The organism is Deinococcus sp. (assembly GCF_025362455.1).
GTDB lineage: Bacteria > Deinococcota > Deinococci > Deinococcales > Deinococcaceae > Deinococcus.
Window position 1 is genome coordinate 1 of the sequence record NZ_JANYGJ010000214.1, and the last position, 17,350, is coordinate 17,350.

Annotated in this window: 18 protein-coding genes; 6 read left to right on the top strand and 12 right to left on the bottom strand. The window is 65.3% G+C overall.

Translation table 11 applies throughout. From position 1 onward, the window contains the following. The 5 genes from Q0R23_RS15115 to Q0R23_RS15135 all read right to left on the bottom strand — a co-directional run. Positions 1–779 (bottom strand): NAD-dependent epimerase/dehydratase family protein (locus Q0R23_RS15115; RefSeq protein ID WP_293914288.1); only part of this gene is annotated, 779 nt, incomplete at its 3' end. Beyond that, on the bottom strand, positions 748–2,085 hold the full coding sequence (locus tag Q0R23_RS15120; protein WP_293914289.1) for an SDR family NAD(P)-dependent oxidoreductase: 1,338 nt from the start codon (positions 2,083–2,085) through the stop codon (positions 748–750). The genes Q0R23_RS15115 and Q0R23_RS15120, both read right to left, overlap by 32 nt. After that, complete coding sequence (locus Q0R23_RS15125; protein ID WP_293914290.1) at positions 2,072–2,302, bottom strand: hypothetical protein; 231 nt, start codon at positions 2,300–2,302, stop codon at positions 2,072–2,074. Before Q0R23_RS15125 ends, Q0R23_RS15120 begins: the two co-directional genes overlap by 14 nt. Then, positions 2,295–3,248, bottom strand: coding sequence for a DegT/DnrJ/EryC1/StrS family aminotransferase (locus Q0R23_RS15130; protein WP_293914292.1), 954 nt, complete (start codon positions 3,246–3,248; stop codon positions 2,295–2,297). The genes Q0R23_RS15125 and Q0R23_RS15130 overlap by 8 nt, the downstream gene beginning before the upstream one ends. Before the next feature lie 415 nt (positions 3,249–3,663). After that, a complete protein-coding gene (locus Q0R23_RS15135; protein WP_293914294.1) occupies positions 3,664–4,644 on the bottom strand; it encodes a quinate 5-dehydrogenase in 981 nt (326 codons plus the stop codon). A gap of 251 nt (positions 4,645–4,895) precedes the next feature. Here Q0R23_RS15135 and Q0R23_RS15140 point away from each other — a divergent pair, with 251 nt between their 5' ends. Beyond that, a complete protein-coding gene (locus tag Q0R23_RS15140) occupies positions 4,896–5,414 on the top strand; it encodes a GNAT family protein (RefSeq protein WP_293914296.1) in 519 nt (172 codons plus the stop codon). 50 nt (positions 5,415–5,464) lie between these two features. On the opposite strand, the gene Q0R23_RS15145 is transcribed toward Q0R23_RS15140, so the two are convergent. The 6 genes from Q0R23_RS15145 to Q0R23_RS15170 all read right to left on the bottom strand — a co-directional run bounded on the left by Q0R23_RS15145 (position 5,465) and on the right by Q0R23_RS15170 (position 11,565). Further along, positions 5,465–6,223 (bottom strand): hypothetical protein, encoded by a 759-nt coding sequence (locus Q0R23_RS15145; protein WP_293914298.1) that lies wholly within the window; start codon positions 6,221–6,223, stop codon positions 5,465–5,467. Between the two features lie 241 nt (positions 6,224–6,464). Then, complete coding sequence (locus Q0R23_RS15150) at positions 6,465–6,872, bottom strand: hypothetical protein (RefSeq protein ID WP_293914300.1); 408 nt, start codon at positions 6,870–6,872, stop codon at positions 6,465–6,467. Between the two features lie 177 nt (positions 6,873–7,049). Further along, a complete protein-coding gene (locus tag Q0R23_RS15155; RefSeq protein WP_293914302.1) occupies positions 7,050–7,730 on the bottom strand; it encodes a DUF998 domain-containing protein in 681 nt (226 codons plus the stop codon). 85 nt (positions 7,731–7,815) lie between these two features. After that, positions 7,816–9,129, bottom strand: a complete 1,314-nt coding sequence (locus Q0R23_RS15160) for a Glu/Leu/Phe/Val dehydrogenase (protein ID WP_293914303.1) — start codon at positions 9,127–9,129, stop codon at positions 7,816–7,818. Positions 9,130–9,607: 478 nt separating this feature from the next. Further along, positions 9,608–10,870 (bottom strand): Glu/Leu/Phe/Val dehydrogenase, encoded by a 1,263-nt coding sequence (locus Q0R23_RS15165; protein WP_293914305.1) that lies wholly within the window; start codon positions 10,868–10,870, stop codon positions 9,608–9,610. Positions 10,871–11,007: 137 nt separating this feature from the next. After that, the gene (locus Q0R23_RS15170; protein WP_293914307.1) at positions 11,008–11,565 is read right to left on the bottom strand and encodes a hypothetical protein; all 558 of its coding nucleotides are present in this window, start codon (positions 11,563–11,565) and stop codon (positions 11,008–11,010) included. 71 nt (positions 11,566–11,636) lie between these two features. Here Q0R23_RS15170 and Q0R23_RS15175 point away from each other — a divergent pair, with 71 nt between their 5' ends. The 5 genes from Q0R23_RS15175 (at position 11,637) to infB (ending at position 16,442) form a co-directional block, all read left to right on the top strand. After that, complete coding sequence (locus Q0R23_RS15175) at positions 11,637–11,987, top strand: hypothetical protein (protein WP_293914309.1); 351 nt, start codon at positions 11,637–11,639, stop codon at positions 11,985–11,987. Positions 11,988–12,408: 421 nt separating this feature from the next. Further along, on the top strand, positions 12,409–12,855 hold the full coding sequence (gene rimP, locus Q0R23_RS15180) for a ribosome maturation factor RimP (protein WP_293914314.1): 447 nt from the start codon (positions 12,409–12,411) through the stop codon (positions 12,853–12,855). A 76-nt stretch (positions 12,856–12,931) separates the two neighbouring features. Beyond that, positions 12,932–14,125 carry a transcription termination factor NusA gene (nusA, locus tag Q0R23_RS15185; protein WP_293914310.1) on the top strand — a complete coding sequence of 398 codons (1,194 nt, stop codon included), beginning with the start codon at positions 12,932–12,934 and terminating at the stop codon, positions 14,123–14,125. 78 nt (positions 14,126–14,203) lie between these two features. Next, positions 14,204–14,497 (top strand): DUF448 domain-containing protein, encoded by a 294-nt coding sequence (locus Q0R23_RS15190; RefSeq protein ID WP_293914316.1) that lies wholly within the window; start codon positions 14,204–14,206, stop codon positions 14,495–14,497. A gap of 82 nt (positions 14,498–14,579) precedes the next feature. Further along, entirely contained in the window at positions 14,580–16,442 is a 1,863-nt protein-coding gene (gene infB, locus Q0R23_RS15195; protein ID WP_293914311.1) for a translation initiation factor IF-2, read from the top strand. A gap of 51 nt (positions 16,443–16,493) precedes the next feature. Here the strand turns inward: infB and Q0R23_RS15200 are convergent, their stop codons facing one another. Then, the gene (locus Q0R23_RS15200; RefSeq protein WP_293914312.1) at positions 16,494–17,042 is read right to left on the bottom strand and encodes a hypothetical protein; all 549 of its coding nucleotides are present in this window, start codon (positions 17,040–17,042) and stop codon (positions 16,494–16,496) included. Between the last annotated feature and the right edge of the window lie 308 nt (positions 17,043–17,350).

Here is a 17,350-nt window from a genome sequence, read left to right on the forward strand (position 1 = left end):
GCTACAAACCGCGCCACGCCGTCCTCGATGCTGGTCGCCGGGGTGAAGCCCACGTCGCGGGTCAGATCGTCCACGTTGGCGTAGGTGGCGGGCACGTCGCCGTCCTGAATCGGCAGCATGTCCTTGATGGCTTTCTTGCCCAGCGCCTCTTCCAGCACCTCGATCAGCCGCAATAATTGCACCGGGTTGTTATTGCCGATGTTGTAGAGCCGGTACGGGGCGCTGCTGCTGGCCGGGTCGGGCTGAGCACCGCTCCAATCGGGGTTGGGCGTGGCCAGTCGGTCGGTAACCCGCACCACGCCTTCCACGATGTCATCGACGTAGGTAAAATCGCGCAGCATCTGGCCGTGGTTGAACACTTTGATGCTTTCACCGGCCAGGATGGCGCGGGTGAACAGGAACATGGCCATGTCGGGGCGGCCCCAGGGACCGTAGACGGTAAAAAAGCGCAGCCCGGTGGTGGGCAGGCCATAGAGGTGGCTGTAGGTATGGGCCATCAGCTCATTGGCCTTCTTGGTGGCGGCGTACAGGCTCAGCGGGTGATCCACATTGTCGTGGACGCTGAACGGCATGCTGGTGTTCAGACCGTAGACGCTGCTGCTGCTGGCGTAGGCCAGATGCTGCACGCCGAAATGACGGCAGCCCTCCAGAATGTTCATGAAGCCCACCACGTTGCTGTCGATATAGGCGTGCGGGTTTTCCAGGCTGTAGCGCACGCCCGCCTGGGCCGCCAGGTTGATAACCCGTTCAGGCCGGTGCGCCTCGAACAGCGCCTCCACGGCGGCTCGGTCCGAGACGCCGGACCCCGTGGCGCAGGCAGGCTTCGACGATGTTGCGCGAGCCCAGCACGTTGCCCAGCACCGCTTCGGAGGGCACGGCTTCCATCAGCGGCACATGCTTGTGGGCGGCGGCGTGAAACACCACGTCGGGCTGGTAGGTGGCGAACACCTGCTCGATGCGGGCCGTGTCGCGCACGTCGGCGATCACCGGCAGGGCGTCCACGTCCGGCCAGTGCATGGTCAGCTCCTGGTGCATCAGGAAAATGCTGTTCTCGCCGCGCCCCAGCAAGATCACCTGTTTGGGATGAAAGCGCACCAGTTGGCGCACCAGCTCCGAGCCGATGCTGCCGCCCGCGCCGGTCACCAGCACGACCTTGCCGGTCAGCGACTGCTCCAGCAGCTCGTTGTCGAGCGTCACGGGGGCGCGGCGCAGCACGTCTTCGGGGGCCACGTCGCGGATGGCGTCCACCGGCTCGGCGTTGATCAGGTCGTGCAATCTCGGAAAGATCTTGACCGGCACCGCCACGCGGCGGGCACGCTCCATCACCTCGCGGATCAGGTTGCCCGGCGCCGAGGGAATGGCGATCAGCACCAGCGCCGCCCCCGACTTCTGGACCGCCCGGGGCAGATCGGCCAGCTTGCCCAGCAGCGGCAGTCCCGCCACGCTGTCGGTCAGCTCGCCCAGGCTGTCGTCGAGAAAGCCCACCGGGCGCATCCGGCGCTCGGGGTGGCGCAGCAGCTCGCGGGCCACCATCTGCCCGGCGGCGCCCGCCCCGGCGATCAGCACGTTCTGGATTTGAAGGCTGTGCGGCTGCCTGTTCCAGCGCCTGGACAGCGCCTGGGCCGTGCTCCAGCGGTAGGTCAGGCGCAGGCAGACCAGCAGCAGAAAGCCGGTGACGCCTTCCAGCAGCGGCAGGCTGCGCGGCACCTTCGAAAATTCGGGCAGCAGCGCCAGCAGCACGTACTGACCCGCGACCACCAGGGCAACCATCCGGGCCAGGTTCAGGGCGTCCTCGACGGTGGCCAGCCGCCAGCGGTGCAGGTAGGTGCGGGTCAGGCGCATGGCGATGGCCTTGATCAGCAGCCCCACCACCAGGTAGGCGCCGACACCCATGAAGGCGTCCATGCTGAAACGATCGAGGCGCAGGCCCACCGCCATCGGCACGGCCAGGGTGTAGAGCAGCAGGTCGATCAGCAGCCTCAGCAGCGGCACCGAGGCCGAACCCCGGCCCCTGAGCCGCCGCTTGCCCCGGCGCAGGGAGGCTTGCTCGCCCTCCTCCTGCTGGCCTTTCTCAGTGAGTCGCAAGCGTCAGCACCTCCAGAATCTGGTCGGCGACGGCGTTCATCTCGGCCCGGCCCAGCGTCGGGTGAACCTGCCACATCAGCGAGGTTTCGCCCAGCTCGCGGGCCACGCTCAGGCGCTGGCTGGGGCCGAGTCCGGCATCGGTAAAGGCCCGCTCCAGGTAGACCTCCGGCGAGGAGCCGGTGAAGGTCGGCACGCCGCGCGACAGCAGCTCACTCATGATCCGGTCCCGGCGCCAGCCGCTCCGGGCGCACGTAGCCGTAGAACTTGTAGTAGGCATGTTCGCTCTCCGGCCCCGGCTGGGGCAGGCGCAGCACCTGCTGATGGGCCAGACGCTCCAGCAGCACGCCCGCGTTGGTGCGGCGCTGCGCCACCCAGCCGGGCAGCTTGCGCAGTTGCAGACGGCCAATCGCGGCCTGCATCTCCAGCATCCGCCAGTTGGTGCCGAACGATTCGTGCAGCCAGCGAAAGCCGGGCGGGTGCTCGCGGTGATAGACCGCCTCGTAACTTTTGCCGTGGTCCTTGAAAGCCCAGGCCCGCGCCCACAGCGCCTCGTCACGGGTGACCAGCAGGCCGCCCTCGCCGCCGGTGGTCATGATCTTGTCCTGGCAAAACGAGAAGCAGCCCGCGTGCCCGATGCTGCCCACCGGGCGGCCCTTGTAGGTCGCGCCGTGGGCCTGAGCGCAGTCCTCGATGACGTAGAGGTTGTGCTCGGCGGCCAGCGCCATGATCTCGTCCATCTCGGCGGGCCAGCCTGCCAGATGCACCACGATGATGGCGCGACTTCGCGGCGTGATGACGGCCCGGATGTTACCTGCGCTGATGTTGCCGCTGTCCGGGTCGATGTCGGCGAACACCGGCACGGCGCCGCGCATCACCGCCGCGCTGGCCGAGGCGATAAAGGTGCGCGGCGTGGTGATGACCTCGTCGCCGCTGCCGACGCCCAGAGCGTAGAGGGCCAGTTCCAGCGCCACCGTGCCGTTGTGCAGCGCCACCGCGAACGGCACACCGAGAGCCTGAGCGTACTCGCGCTCGAAGTCACGGGCCTCGGTGCCGGTCCAGTAATTCACTTTGCCGGACGTGAGCACCCGCGAAACCGCCCCGATCTCGTCTGCTTCGAACACGGGCCAGCCCGCCAGGCTAAGCTGCTGCAAGGTTTGCGTCATCGTTCTCCTTTTGGCGGCCACGCTGGTCGCTGGCTGCTGGAGTCAAAGGGGCCTGACCCCAGCCTGACTGCCTACCTGCTCGCCTGTCCGGTGGCCCATCATGTCGGGCTGTCCTCAGCGAATCTACATGGTATGCACATTTTAACAGGACACATTCACCGGCAAGTTAATGCCTGAGATGACGAGCAGTCGGCATCGCCGTAAGCCAGGCCAGGCACGGAGGGTAATGCGGCCTGGTTGACAACTGAATGACGGTCCGATTTTTGCTAGGAAAGTTCTCAAAAACTTCATGAGCCCACGGCACACCGCGCCGTTTTCGACCCGGCGACCGTGCATCCCACCGATGGGTAGCCTGCCGATGGTGCGGCCCGGCTCTACAGCACCAGGCGGCCCGGTGTCGCTGTACGCCCACGCTTTACACCCGGTAGAACTCCGTCACCTGGGGTTTGAAGTCCATCTGAATAATCAGGTTGCGGTACTCGGCCTCACTGAGCGCTGCCCCGGCGCCCACGAAGGCGACGAACATGGCCTCCATCACGTTGGTGGCGAAGTTGCGGCTGCCGATGCGCGGCGTGGTGGTAATCAGGCGCCTCAGACCGCGTGCCTGCGCCCACTCGCGGTCCGCCTCGGTGATGGTCTGGGTCAGGATGGTCTTGCCGCTCAGATTGCTCGGTGCGTAGCGCTTGACATAGTGGGTGTCGCCCGCGATGACTTCGGCCCAGTCGTAGTAGCGCGTGCCCGGCCCCTTGACACTCTGTTCCTGCTTCTCGCCGGTCGGATAAAACCACTTGAACGGCAGCTTGGTCAGCACCGGCAAAATGGCCCGCGCCACCCGCCGCACGGCGCCCATGCTGCGCAGCGGCACGTCCAGACTCAGCCCGAAGACGAAATCGCCGTACAGCACGTCGGCCCCGGCTTCCGAGAGCGCCTCGGCCATCCCGAAGCGGTCCACGCTCGATACCAGCAGGGTGCGGCAACCTTTCCAGTGGATCAGCCCTTCGAGCTGCGCCACGGCCTCGCGCTCCAGCGTGTGCTTGAGGCCGGAACCGTCGAGAATGGGCGTCTGGGTGACGCCCGCCACCAGCGCGGCGATTTCGCGGAAGGTGTAGCGCCGGTCCCCGGCCACGATATACAGGTCGGTGCCGCCCAGCCCGAAGGCGTCCACCTTGCCGTCGAGGGCCAGCAGCATCGCCCTGGCTTTGGGCATGTCGCCGTCGGTGCCCAGGCGTTCGAGCACGAATTTCTGGCCCAGCAGTTCGGTTTCCTCGCGGGCGTTGCGCTTGCTCGATCCCAGCGAGATGCTGACCACATGTTTGTGGCCGTCAGGGGCGGGTTGCCAGTCGCGCAGCAGATCGATGCTGCGCAGGTCGGGGGCGGACGGTTCAGACTTGGACAAGCGGGGCACTCCTCGGAAGTGAGCGGGTGGGGGCAAGCGGAGTAATCGGTGCCTCATTGTACGGGCCGGGACGTTCGGGCGAGGAGGGAGAGGCGGCGGTTGTCCACCTGCCCTAGAGCAGTACTCCGAATTACGCCACGGGGAAAACAGCCTCCCCGCGCCTCCATTCTGCGTCCTGCTCAGTTAAAACTACTCGCTCCGCTCGGTCATAAAAAGGGTCTTTTTATGACATCTGCTCTAAGCTGCGCCCGATGACCCGACCTCTGCTCCACTGGCACCACCTGCCGCCCGCCGCCCTCCACGCCCTGCTGGACCTCGATCTGGAGCGGGCGAGTGAACTGGTCGGCGCGGCCCTGACGCCCTATTTCACCTTAGAGAAGGCCCGCTGGACCTGGCGCTACCGGCTGGATCAACTGGCCCAGACGCCCCAGGACGCCGCCTGGATCGCGCGGGCCGTCAGCGACGCGGCGCACGGGCAGGTGGTGGGCCACGCGGGCTTTCACGGCGGGCCGGACGCGGCGGGCATGGTCGAGGTCAGCTACTCGGTGGACCCGGCCTGGCGGCGGCGCGGCTACGCGGGCGCCATGCTGCGCGGTCTGCTGGACCGGGCCGCAACTGAGCCTGACGTGAAGATCGTGCGCGCCACCATCAGCCCCGACAACGCGGCGTCGCTGGCCACCCTCCGCCCCTTTGGCTTCACCCACGTCGGCGAGCAGATGGACGACATCGACGGTCTGGAACTGATCTTCGAGCGTGCGGCACAGGAATAACGTCCAGCATCTTTCCTCTGTTTCCACAGGCCACGCGCCACGAGCCCCCCCTACAACTTCTGTTGCCCCATCTCGCGCCCGTAGATGCGGGCCGCCCGCAGCAGCTCGCGCCGCAGCCCAGAGGCTTCGCGGGCCAGGCGGGCACGCACCCTTGAGAGTTCGTCGGCGCTGAGGTGGGCACTGACGCGGTACTGGCCCCCGGCGTCCGGGCCGTGGGTGCTGGCCGGAACGTTGCTGATGGCGGCGGCCAGCGCGGCGATAAAGGCCGCCTCGAATTCATCCTCAGCCTTCAGCGTCCGCTCCGGGCGAACGAGCAAGGCGGCCCGCAGCAGCGCCAGGTCGCGGGCGGCGTCGGCCAGACTGTCTCCAGGGGCGCGGGCCAGCTCGGCCTCGCTGAGCTGCCCGCCCGCCTGGCTGAGCACCTGGGCGCTGATCTCGGCATCCGACTGGCCCTGCACCCAGCCCTCGGCGCGGGACGATACCAGCCGTCCGATATCGAGGTAGCGCAGCACTTGCTCGCGCTCCGGCACGTTCAGGCCGCTCAGGTCGGCCAGGCGGCTCAGGGCGGCGTCGCGCTCGCTTGCGTCACCGTCCAGGGCGGCGATCAGCGAGTCTGCTTCGCGCACAGTCAGGCTGTCTTCGGGGTCGCGGCTGGCGGGCAGAGAAATCTCCAGGTCGCGCAGGGTCAGCCCGGCAGCCTCCAGCGTGCGGATCAGGGCGCCGCGTGCCTTGCTTTTCTCGCCGCCCACCGCGCCGCGCCACAGGCCCAGCAGCTTGCGTGCCCGGTCACGAGGGTCAGAAGCGGTCACGCGCTCAATCTAGCGGAATTCCGGCGCGACCGACCCAGCCGGGCGTGGAGTCCGTCACCTGGCGCAAGATCAGATGAAGTTGCGCGGCGTGGTGCTGAACGTGGCGCAGGTTGTAAGTGGCTGGGGGCTACAGTTACGCGCATCCGAGGAAAGCACCCGAATGCGCTCCACTTCCGCCCCCAGCCACTCTTGGCTACTCCCGTTGGTCGGGGTGATAACTGCGTCATCACCCGCCAGCTACTTAGAGCAGCACCTCCAGGCCGCTGAACTCGTTTTTGCCGAAGCGGCGGCGCTGGCTGGCACGGTCGTCATCAAGGCTGGAGATGACCCGCCGGGCCTTCCGACGGCCATGTTCCAGGTAAAAGAGCAGTTCCGACTGGGTGTAGACGCGCTTCTGCAACACGCCTGCCGGGTCGAGTTCGTCCAGAGTAAACGGCGCGGGCGGCGCGAAGTCGTCCTGGCCGGGCGACAGGTACAGGTCGAGCCAGAACAGCGTGTGGAAGGCGGTATACCAGAATTCCGGGTTTCGGCCCCAGTCCGACCAGAGCGGCTCCGGGCAGGCTTGAATAGCACTCTCCAGCATCTCGGCAGCGGCGCCGAGCTGCGAACAGAGGGCCGTCTGAAGGAGGGTTGGGTCAGATGTAGTCACGTTCCCAATCCTACGCCGGACCAACCTGGACTTCTGCCAGAATGTGAGACAGATCCACAGCAGAAACGAGGAGTCCGATGCCCAAGTTGCTGAGCGCCGCGTTCACCGTTCTCGCCCTCCTGGTCAGTGTTCAGGCGGCGCCGGGCGCCGCAGTGAGTCGGGGCCTGCGAAACGCGCTCAATGAAGCGTGGCGCTGGCCCGTTCCGTGTTCAGGCTGTGAAGCAGCCGGGCGGCGAAGGCGAACAGCCAGGCCATGAACGTGACGAGCACCAGGCGCTGAATCAGTCCTTTCCAGGCGTACATCTGACTCCCCGGCTGCTGACTGAGCTTGAGGACGATGATGCCGACCACCAGCACGAGACCCGCCGCCAGCGTCCAAGTGGCCAGTGGTTGCCAGGCAGGCCCACGTCGGAAGGGCCGGACATACACCAGGCAAGTTGCCGGGGCGAGGGCGAACACCACGGCCCCGAACAGGCCGTGAATGAGTCCGTGCGTGCTGACCTGCGTGAACAGGGCGGACGGGTCGGTCTTGAACGGCCCGGACGCCATCAAGCTGGCCCCGATGAGACCGAGCAGAACCGGGCCGACCCGGCTGCCCCCCAGGCGGGAGACGGCCAGGGCGCGGGCGAAGATCAGGATCAGTCCGCCCGTCAGAACAAAACTGGCGATCTGCACCCAGCCGCGCGGCCCCAGCGACAATTCACTCACGAACATTCCGGCTGGCTGGTAGCCCGGACGCAGCCAGCCTTCCAGCCAGAACACCGAAACGAACACCGTCGGCGCGGCCATTCCGGCCAGCGCGCCGCGCCTGAGAGGCATCAGGTTCTTTGCGCCGCTCCGATGCGTGGAAGAGTGCATGGCCGCACTGTAGCTCCGCACAGGGCATTGGTCCGCTCAGGCTCGGCGCCCCGGACATAAAAACGCCATTTCTATGTCGAATGCTCTACGGGTACAGTCCGCGCAGCGCCCTGGCCTCCAGCACCCGCGTGCAGGCGACGATGTAGGCCGCCGTGCGCAGGGTCACGCCATGCTGCTCGGAGACCGCCCACAAACTGCTGAAGGCCTCGTTCATGATCCGCTCCAGCCGGGCGTTGATCTCGGCCTCGGTCCAGAAGAAGCTGGAGAAATCCTGCACCCATTCGAAGTAACTCACGCTGACCCCGCCCGCGTTGGCCAGCACGTCGGGAATTAGGGTCACGCCCCGCTCGCGCAGAATATCGTCGGCGGCGGGCGTGGTCGGGCCGTTGGCACCCTCGACGATCAGTCTGGCCTGAATCTGGCCCGCGTTGCTGGCCGTGATCTGATGTTCCAGCGCCGCCGGAATCAGCACCTCGCAGGACAGCCCCCAGAACTCGTGGGTCTGGACCGGCTCGCTGCCGGGAAAGTCCAGCACGCTGCCGGTGGACTCCAGGTGAACGGCCAGCGCATACGGATCGAGTCCAGCCCCGCTGTAGATGGTGCCCGACACGTCCTGCACCGCCACGATTTTCGCGCCGTGGTCATGGAAAATCCGCGCCGCCGCGTTGCCCACGTTGCCGAAGCCCTGCACCGCGATGCGGGCGCCCTCCAGGGGCATCCCCAATTTGGTCATGGCGGCAGCGGCGGTCACGAACACGCCGCGTCCGGTGGCGTCGGCGCGGCCCAGCGAGCCGCCTAAGCTCACAGGTTTGCCGGTCACGACCCCGGTGGCGGTGCGGCCCACGTTCATCGAGTAGGTGTCCATCATCCAGGCCATCGTCTGCGGATTGGTGTTCACGTCCGGCGCCGGAATGTCCTTCTCCGGGCCGATAATCAGGCCGATCTCGGTGGTGTAGCGGCGGGTCAGGCGTTCGAGTTCGGGGAGCGACAGGGTGCGCGGATCGACCCGGATGCCGCCCTTGCCGCCGCCGAAGGGCAGGTTGACCGCCGCGTTCTTGACCGTCATCCAGGCGCTCAGGGCCATCACCTCGCTGAGCGTCACGTCTTGGTGGAATCTCACGCCGCCTTTGGCCGGGCCGCGCGAGGTGTTGTGCTGGACCCGGTAGCCCTCGAAGTGCGCCACCGAGCCGTCATCTAAGTGAATCGGCACGTCCACGATCAGGATGCGTTTGGGGCGCTTGAGGGTCTCGGCCCAGTAGCTGAGCTTGCCCAGGTAGGGCGTCACCCGGTCCACCTGCTCCAAGTAAATCTCCCAGGGGCCGAGGTTTTTCGGGTCGAGGTACGACGGAACGGGGTGCTTGGCTACGGCGAGAGTCGGGTCGCTGGGCGTGGTGGTCATGCGCTGAGGGCTCCTTGGGTGAGGTCTGGGAAGTATGGTTTTGGGAAGTGTGGTTCGGGGCAGTGTAGGGCTGGAGAATGCTGGGCTTATGAACGCAGGCGCAGTGGTTACGCAAAATCAAAACGGATCGTGGACATTCACATGGGACCATGTTGACCCCTCTGCCCCTGTGGTAGAGGGGTGCTGCGGAGCAGCGGGGTGAGGGGTTCACCGGGCAGCGTACCCGCCCCTTGCATGGCATTCTTTTTCATCCGGTATCAGAAGGTCTCAGTGAAGTTTTAGGCCGTCGGCATTTGGGAACCTGTCAAACCCTGACAGTGGACTGAGCTTTGGTTGCTTAGCTTCGGGGGCGTTAAAAACTAATAACCTTGCAATTCAACGCGACGAGTGGGGATTTGGGCCGTCAGCATTTAGTTGCTTAGCTTCGGGGGCGGCCCCTCAGCTCTCATGGCTCTACGGACGTAGGATTAAAATGCTCTTAGGGATAAACCCCCCTCATCACCGCCGCACTGCTCAGGCGGTTGAGCGCCAGGGCGTAGGCCGCCGTTCTCAGGTCCGGTGTGCCGTGCTCGCGGGCAAAGGCCGTCACCTCGTCTACCGCCGCGCCGATCCGGCGTTCCAGGGCGCCCATGACCTCCTCTTCCATCCAGAAGAAGTTGCTGGCGTCCTGCACCCATTCCAGGTAATTCGAGATGACGGCGCCCAGGCTGGCCAGCAGGTCCGGCACGACGCTGAGTCCACGCCCGGTCAGGATGGCTTCGGCGTCGGGCAACACGGCGCGGTTGCTGGCCTCCACGATCAGCCGGGCACGCACCGCCCAGGCGTTTGCGGCATGCAGCGTGCTGTGGTCGTAGGCCAGCAGCAGGATGTCGGCGTCCAGCGCCAGCAGGTCATCCGTGTTGAACGAACCGGAGTCAACGCCCGCCCCAAATCCAGCCACGCTGCCGCTGAGCGCCTGGTGGGTATTCAGGGCGCCTAAATCAAAGCTTGTGTCCGCCTGCGCCGCGCCGAGCGCGTCGGCCACCGCCACGATGCGGGCGCCGCACCCGGCCAGGTAAGCCGCCGCCGAGCGGCCCGCCTCGCCGTAGCCGTGAATGGCGACGCTGCGGCCCTCCAGCGACTCTCCAGCGTCGGCCAGCAGGCGCTGCACGACCAGCGCGGCGCCCAGACCACGGGCGTCCTTGCTGCCCTGCGAGCCGCCCAGCGGCACCGGCTTGCCGACCACCACGCCGCTCTGGGTGTTGCCGTGCGCCTCGTTGTAGGTGTCGAGCATCCAGGCCATGGTCTGCTCGTCAGTGCCCACATCGGGGGCCAGCACGTCGCTGTGGTGACCCAGCAGACCCACCAGTTCGGAGGTGTAGCGGCGGGTCAGGCGCTGCAACTCGGCCTCGCTGAGCGTCTGGGGGTCCACGTCCACACCGCCCTTGGCGCCGCCCAGCGGCAGGTCAGCCACCGCGTGTTTCAGGGTCATGATGGCCGAGAGCGCCTCGCATTCCCCGGCGCCCAGGCCGGGGCGGTAGCGCACGCCGCCCATGGCCGGGCCACGCGAGATGCTGTGAACGGTGCGGTATCCGGCGAACATCCGCACGCTGCCGTCGTCCAGGCGCACCGGCAAATTCAGGCTGACGGTGCGCTTGGGCAAGCTGAACTGCTCCAGCGCGTCCGGCGTGATGTGAGAGTAGGGCAGGGCCGATTTGAGTTGGTCCATCAGGCCCTGAATGTCGAGTGCTGGAGCTGGCATAGAGGTTCCTCCGACCTGGTGGCGTCGTGGACGGCGGGGCAGGTCTTGTCTAGACGGGTTGGTCGCAGGAAGTACAGCCGAGCAGTCAGGGTTCGGCGCTGCCGGGTGGGTCACTATCGGCGAAGGTGAACGAAAGCTCAGTGCAGTCCGTCCAGCACGGCCCGCAGCGACGCCTCCTGGGCCGGGGTGGCGGCGCCGCGCCCCTTCCACAGAATCTCGCCCTGCTGGCCCACCAGCAGCAGATGAATGGTGCTCATGTCGCGCTCGCCGATGGAGCGCATGAACGTCGCCCGGTCCAGGTACAGCGTGATGGTCACGTCGCGGGTGGCCTTGCTGGGAATTCCGGCCCGCATGCCGCCGTCGATAAACAGCCGCGCCAGGCCGTTACCCCGCGTCAGGGTGGGCAGCTCGTAGAACTTGAAGCCCGGATACTGCCCGGTCAGACGACTCACCGCCGGTCCCCAGGTATCGACCAGATCCTGATGCTCGCGCAGGAAGGCCAGCGCCACCAGGTTGACCCGGCCCCCGAAATCGCCCGGCAGGTTGAAGGTGCGGCCTTCGAGATTCTTGCTGGTCACGTTGGGAAACCGGGGAGCGGCACTGGCCGGAGCGGTACTTTGCGCCAGCGTCCGGTTGGAGACCAGCCCGGCACCCAGCAGCGCCGCGCCCGTCAGTAGAATGGTTCGTGGGTTCATAGCCAGATGATGCGCCCTGAACTGGGCCGGAGTCAGCGAGGCGGCTTGCAGGTGCGGGGTAGGCTGAGGGTGTGCCAACGAATGCGGGGCGGTCTGGATTTTCGGCACGGAGTCTACAACTTCGGCTGCTGCTCGCCTGCGTTTTGGGCCTGCTCTCGTATCTCATCGCCACGCCGGAGCATCTGGTGCTCGCCGGAAACATGTGTGAGACAGCTTCGCAGATTCGCGGTCAGTGCCTGCACACCTCGACCGGCTGGGGCTGGCCGGTGGCGTTTATCGTGGACAACCTCGATATTTCCGTCATCAATCATCCCGGCGAGGAAGACCACTTCAGCCCCGGTTTCCTGGCGGTAGACATCCTGTTTTATTTCGCAGTGCTGACACTTCTTTCCGAGCTGTCGATCCGCTTTAGGCGGCGCTAAGTACGGCCAGGCTACCGTTTTGGGATTCCGCAAAGGGCGCTCCATCCCTCCACTCCCGCCTGGCCGTACTTAGTTTTGACTGAGCAGGACGCAGAATGGAGGCGCAGGGAGGCTGTTTTCCCCGTGGCGTAATTCGGAGTACTACTCTAAACACCGCATCCAGCAGGCGGCGACCCGCTGAAGGTAACAGCGCCCCGCGTCAGGCCAGGGGCGCGTGGTTTATACTGGGCAGGCAAGTGGAGTGCAAGTCCCTGGTGGCAGGTCGTCAGACTGTGGGGGTGGGTGAGGTGGCCCACCCCTTGCCCGTGGGAGAGGTGGTGAAACACCCGCTGCAAGTAGGTGGGAACAACTTATGACAACTCAGAACCCGAACCCGACAACCCAACACGCGGCGGCACCCAGCAAGGCCACCCAGAGCCAGATGACCCAGAGCCTCTCGGCCATCGCCGCGCAGGTCTTCGCGCCGCTGGAGCTGGAACTGCTCGAAGTCCAGGTCCAGAATCCGGGCCGCCACCCCACCGTGCTCGTCCGCATCGACCGCCTGGACGAGCAGCCGGTGTCGGTCGAGGATCTCCAGATCGCCAGCCGGGTACTGGGCGACGAACTCGACCGGCTCGACTTGGTGAAAGGCGAGTACCACCTGGAATTCGAATCGCCCGGCCCCAAACGGCCCCTGACCCGCACGCGCCACTTCGAGCGGATGCTGGGCTTACAGGCGCGGGTGCGCGGCGAGGGCCAGGCGTTCACCGCCCCGATCAAAGCCGTGGACGGCAATCAGGTCACCTTCGACGTGCTGGGCGAGGACGTGACCCTGACCATCGGGCAGTTTCAGGGCAACCTGGCCGAGTTTCCGCCGGAGCACCGCTGAGCATACCCGACACCGCCACACTTCAACACCCCAACCCGGCCAGCACCCCGGCTGGGAACAACCCAAAGGAAGTGAGATGACCCAACCCGAAGTCAATTTCGCCGAGGCGCTGCGCGACGTCGCCGCCGCCCGCAACATCAACGAGTTGCAGCTTATCGAGGCCTTCGAGCAGTCGCTGGCGCAGGCGTACACCCGCAACGTCGAGCCCGACAAGCGCATCGAGGTGCATCTGGACCCCGAATCCGGCGACCTCGAAGTGCTGATCGTGCGCGAGGTGGTGGAGAAGCCCGAAGACGAGAACCTCCAGATCTCGCTGGCCGACGCGCTGGAACTCGACCCCGACGTGGAACTGGGCATGGAGATGGAGTTTCCGGTCGACCGCGATAAATTCAGCCGAATCGCCCTCCAGGCCGCCAAGCAGACCCTGACCCAGAAGATGCGCGAAACCGAGCGCAACGTCGTGTACAACGAGTACAAGGACAAGGAAGGCCAGGTCATCAACGCCACTGTTGTGCGGATGGACAACAAGCAGAACTACTTCGTCGAACTCGGCGCGGGCGAGGCGATCATGCCGCCGCGCGAGCAGATTCCCGGCGAGCGGCTGCTCAACGGCAACCGGGTCAAGGTCTACCTCAAGGAAGTCCGCAAGACGCCCAAGGGACCGACGATTCTGGCGAGTCGCGCCGACGAACGCCTGCTGGATTACCTGCTCAAGCAGGAGATTCCGGAGGTTTCCAACGGCATCGTGGAAGTCAAGGCGATTGCCCGCGAGGCCGGGCAGCGCAGCAAGGTCGCGGTGTTTTCCACCAACAGCAACGTGGACCCCATCGGCGCGTGCATCGGGCACCGGGGCAACCGCATCCAGGCCGTGACCGGTGAGCTGGGCCGCGAACGGGTCGATGTGATCCTCTGGGACGCCAACACCCGCGAGTTCATCCGCAACGCGCTGAGCCCGGCCAAGGTCGGTCTGATCGAGGTCAGCACCGAGCGCGGCGAGGCCACCGTGACCGTGACGCCCGATCAGCTCTCGCTGGCCATCGGCAAGGGCGGGCAAAACGTCCGGCTGGCCGCCAAGCTGACCGGCTTCAAGATCGATCTGCGCGAGACCCAGGCGGTCGGCGACCTCGACGCGGCCATGCAGCAGGCCATGCAGGATGGCGAGGGCGGCAGCGAGGTCAGCAGCAGCCAGCAGGCGGCCTTCGACGCGCTGTTTCGTGACAGCAAATCCGTCGCCACCGCCTCGCCCGACGACGAGGGCGGCCAGGAGTAAGCCGTGAGCGCCGAGCCTGTCTCCCCTGCTGAGCACGTCCCCGAACGCAGTGCTAAGCACGTCCCAGAGCGCAGTTGCGTGGCCTGCCGCCGCCGCCGCCCCCAGGGCGAATTCCGGCGCTTCATCCGGAGCGAATCCGGCTGGACGGTAGTGAGCAAAGGGGCGAGCAAGGGGCAGGCAGGCCGGGGCGCCTACGTCTGCGCGGATACCCCTGCCTGCTGGGCGGAAAAGCGCCTCAAGCGGGCCTTCGGGGCGCAGGCAGAAGCGATCAGCCAAAGCCTTCAGACCACGGCACTGAAGCGAACAACGGACGGGAGTAGACTCGTCCCCAACACTCCAGCACCTCACAACCCAACACCCACAACTCAGTAGCACCACCCTCCCCTGCGACCCACTGAAGCACCAGACCCACCCAAGCTCACGCGGCGCAGCCAACTCACCCGGAGGTGAGGACATGTCAAAAGTCAGAATTTATACCCTTGCCAAAGATCTGGGCGTGGACAACAGCCGAATGCTCGCCATGCTCGACGACCTGGGCGTGCAGTACAAGAGTATTTCCAGCACGCTGGAAGAAGACACGGTGGAAACGATCAAAGGATTAGTGGCCGAAGAACAGCAGACCGGCAGCGCCAGCAGCGTCGGCACCATCGACGAGAATGCCGCCAGCACAAACGCGGCGCCCGGCGTCCAGACCTCAGCAGCGCAGGCTCCGACAGCGCAGACTCCAGCAGCAAAAACCTCAGCAACGCAGCCGCAAGCCAGCCAGCCTGAAACTGCCGTCGCGGTGGCCGAGCGCCAGGCACCTGCCGCCAACCAGATGCCCAGCCGCGCCCCCGTCGTGACCATCATGGGCCACGTCGACCACGGCAAGACCAGCCTGCTCGACTACATCCGCAAGACCAAGGTGGCGGCCAAGGAGGCGGGCGGCATCACCCAGCACGTCGGCGCCTTCGAGGCCCACACCAGCAAGGGCAAGATCGTCTTTATCGACACGCCGGGCCACGAGGCGTTCACGACCATCCGGGCGCGCGGGGCCAACGTCGCCGACATCGCCATTATCGTGGTGGCCGCCGACGACAGCATCATGCCGCAGACCCGCGAGGCGGTGGCCCACGCCAAGGCGGCGGGCATTCCGCTGATCGTGGCCATCAACAAAGTGGACTTACCCCAGGCCGACGTGGACCGGGTGAAGACCGATCTGACGCAGGTGAACCTGGTGCCCGAAGAGTACGGCGGCGACACCGTGGTCGTGCCGGTCAGCGCCAAGACCGGCGAGGGCGTCGAGGACCTGCTCGAATACATCTCCCTGACCGCCGAACTTGAAGACCTGCGCGCCGATCCCAAGGGCGAATTCGCGGGCGTGGTCATTGAAAGTAAAGTGGACCGGCAAGCGGGCGTGCTCGCCACCGTGATGGTCCAGCAGGGCACCCTCCACGTCGGAGACTTCCTGGTCGTGGGCGAGAACTACGGCAAGATCAAGGCCATGATGGACAGCAACGGCGAGCGCATCAAGGAAGCCGGTCCGTCTACCCCCGTGCAGGTGCTGGGCTTCTCCGAAAACCCGACCACCGGCGACAAGGTGCAGAGCGCGGGCAACGAGCACCAGGCCCGTGAAGTCATCGCCGGGCGCGTCGGCGTGCGCCGCGACGAGGAAGACCAGAGCAAGCGCCGCAAGATGACTCTGGAAGAGATGATGGGGCCGCTCAGCGAGATTCGCACCGTGAATCTTATTCTGCGCGCCGATACCCAGGGCAGCCTGGAAGCTTTGCAGGGCATTCTGGCCCGCAAGGAGAGCGACGACGTGAAGCTGAATGTCATGCTCAGCGGTATCGGCGCCCCCACCGAGGGCGACGTGCTGCTGGCCTCCACTGCCGGGGCGACCATCTTGTGCTTCAGCGTCGCGGCGTCGGGCAGCGTGACCAAGGTGGCCGACCAGAAAAACGTGGACCTCAAGAGCTTTAAAATCATCTACGAGCTGATCGACGAGGTGGACCGGCTCATCAAGGGCAACGTCGAGCCCGTCTTCGAGGAGCAGTACCTGGGCCGCGCCGAGGTCCGCATGGTCATCCGCCACCCCAAGACCGGCAATATCGCGGGCTCATACGTCACCGACGGTTCGTTCAAGCGCAACGCCAAGGCCAAGGTCACGCGGGGCCGTCAGGTTGTCTATGAGGGCACCATCGTCGGCCTCAAGCGCTTCAAGGACGACGTGCGCGAGGTCAAGACCGGCTTCGAGTGCGGTATCAACCTCGACTGGGACGAGGTGCTGGAAGGCGACATCATCGAGGCCAGCGAGATGGTCGAAATTCAGCAGTAAGGTAGGAGTGTGAGCGAGCGGGCCGCCCTGGGAATGGGTGGCCCGCTTTTGTTATAGGTATTGCGGATAGTAGTGATGGATGATGGTGCGAACTCGCTCGCAAACGTCTTCAACTTCTGGATTCAGGCCAAATGTAGAGGCGACAGCGAGGCCCGCTTCGATTTTCTGCCCTACCGGAACGGAGTAAAGCCACGCCATGAGCTGCTGGGTTTGCTGCGGACGGCTTTCCCAGAAGGCGCCCGCCTCATACTTCAGTCCTTCCTCTCGCCAGCCAAAGTCTATAAACAGAATGAGATGTGTTATTGCGGCGGCGCTCTCATCCTTGAACCAACGATCCAGATAAGGGGCAAGATTGTCTTCCGCTTGTGCAATGCTGGACAGCGCCTCATCCGCTCTGGTATCAGAATATTCTGATAGCCGGGCCAGTGTTTGGACCCACCAGGCCATCAAAAACTCCTCGATAGCCTGCTGCTCCGCTTCGAGCCAGGTTCTCCGATCTCCATACGTCAACTTGCTCAGGACGATCTCCGAATCAGTAAGCAGTTCGCGTTCTGTCATCAGCTCCAGCAGACGCGGCAAGACGTACTTGAACAGGTCCACATCGCCAACGGTAGTCGGGGCGTGTAAGGCGTACCCGTCGAGTTCCTTCGCTGAAACCTCCCGCAGAGGCTTACGCCGTAGCGCACCCAGTTCTTCTTCCGGATTACGATACGGCGACGTCTCCACCTCACCTGGCAATGGACAGGCGGCAAAGACCTTGTAGAGCTGATTTACCGCTTTAGAGCAGTACTCCGAATTACGCCACGGGGAAAACAGCCTCCCCGCGCCTCCATTCTGCGTCCTACTCAGTCAAAACTACTCGCTCCGCTCGGTCATAAAAAGGGTCTTTTTATGACATCTGCTCTAAG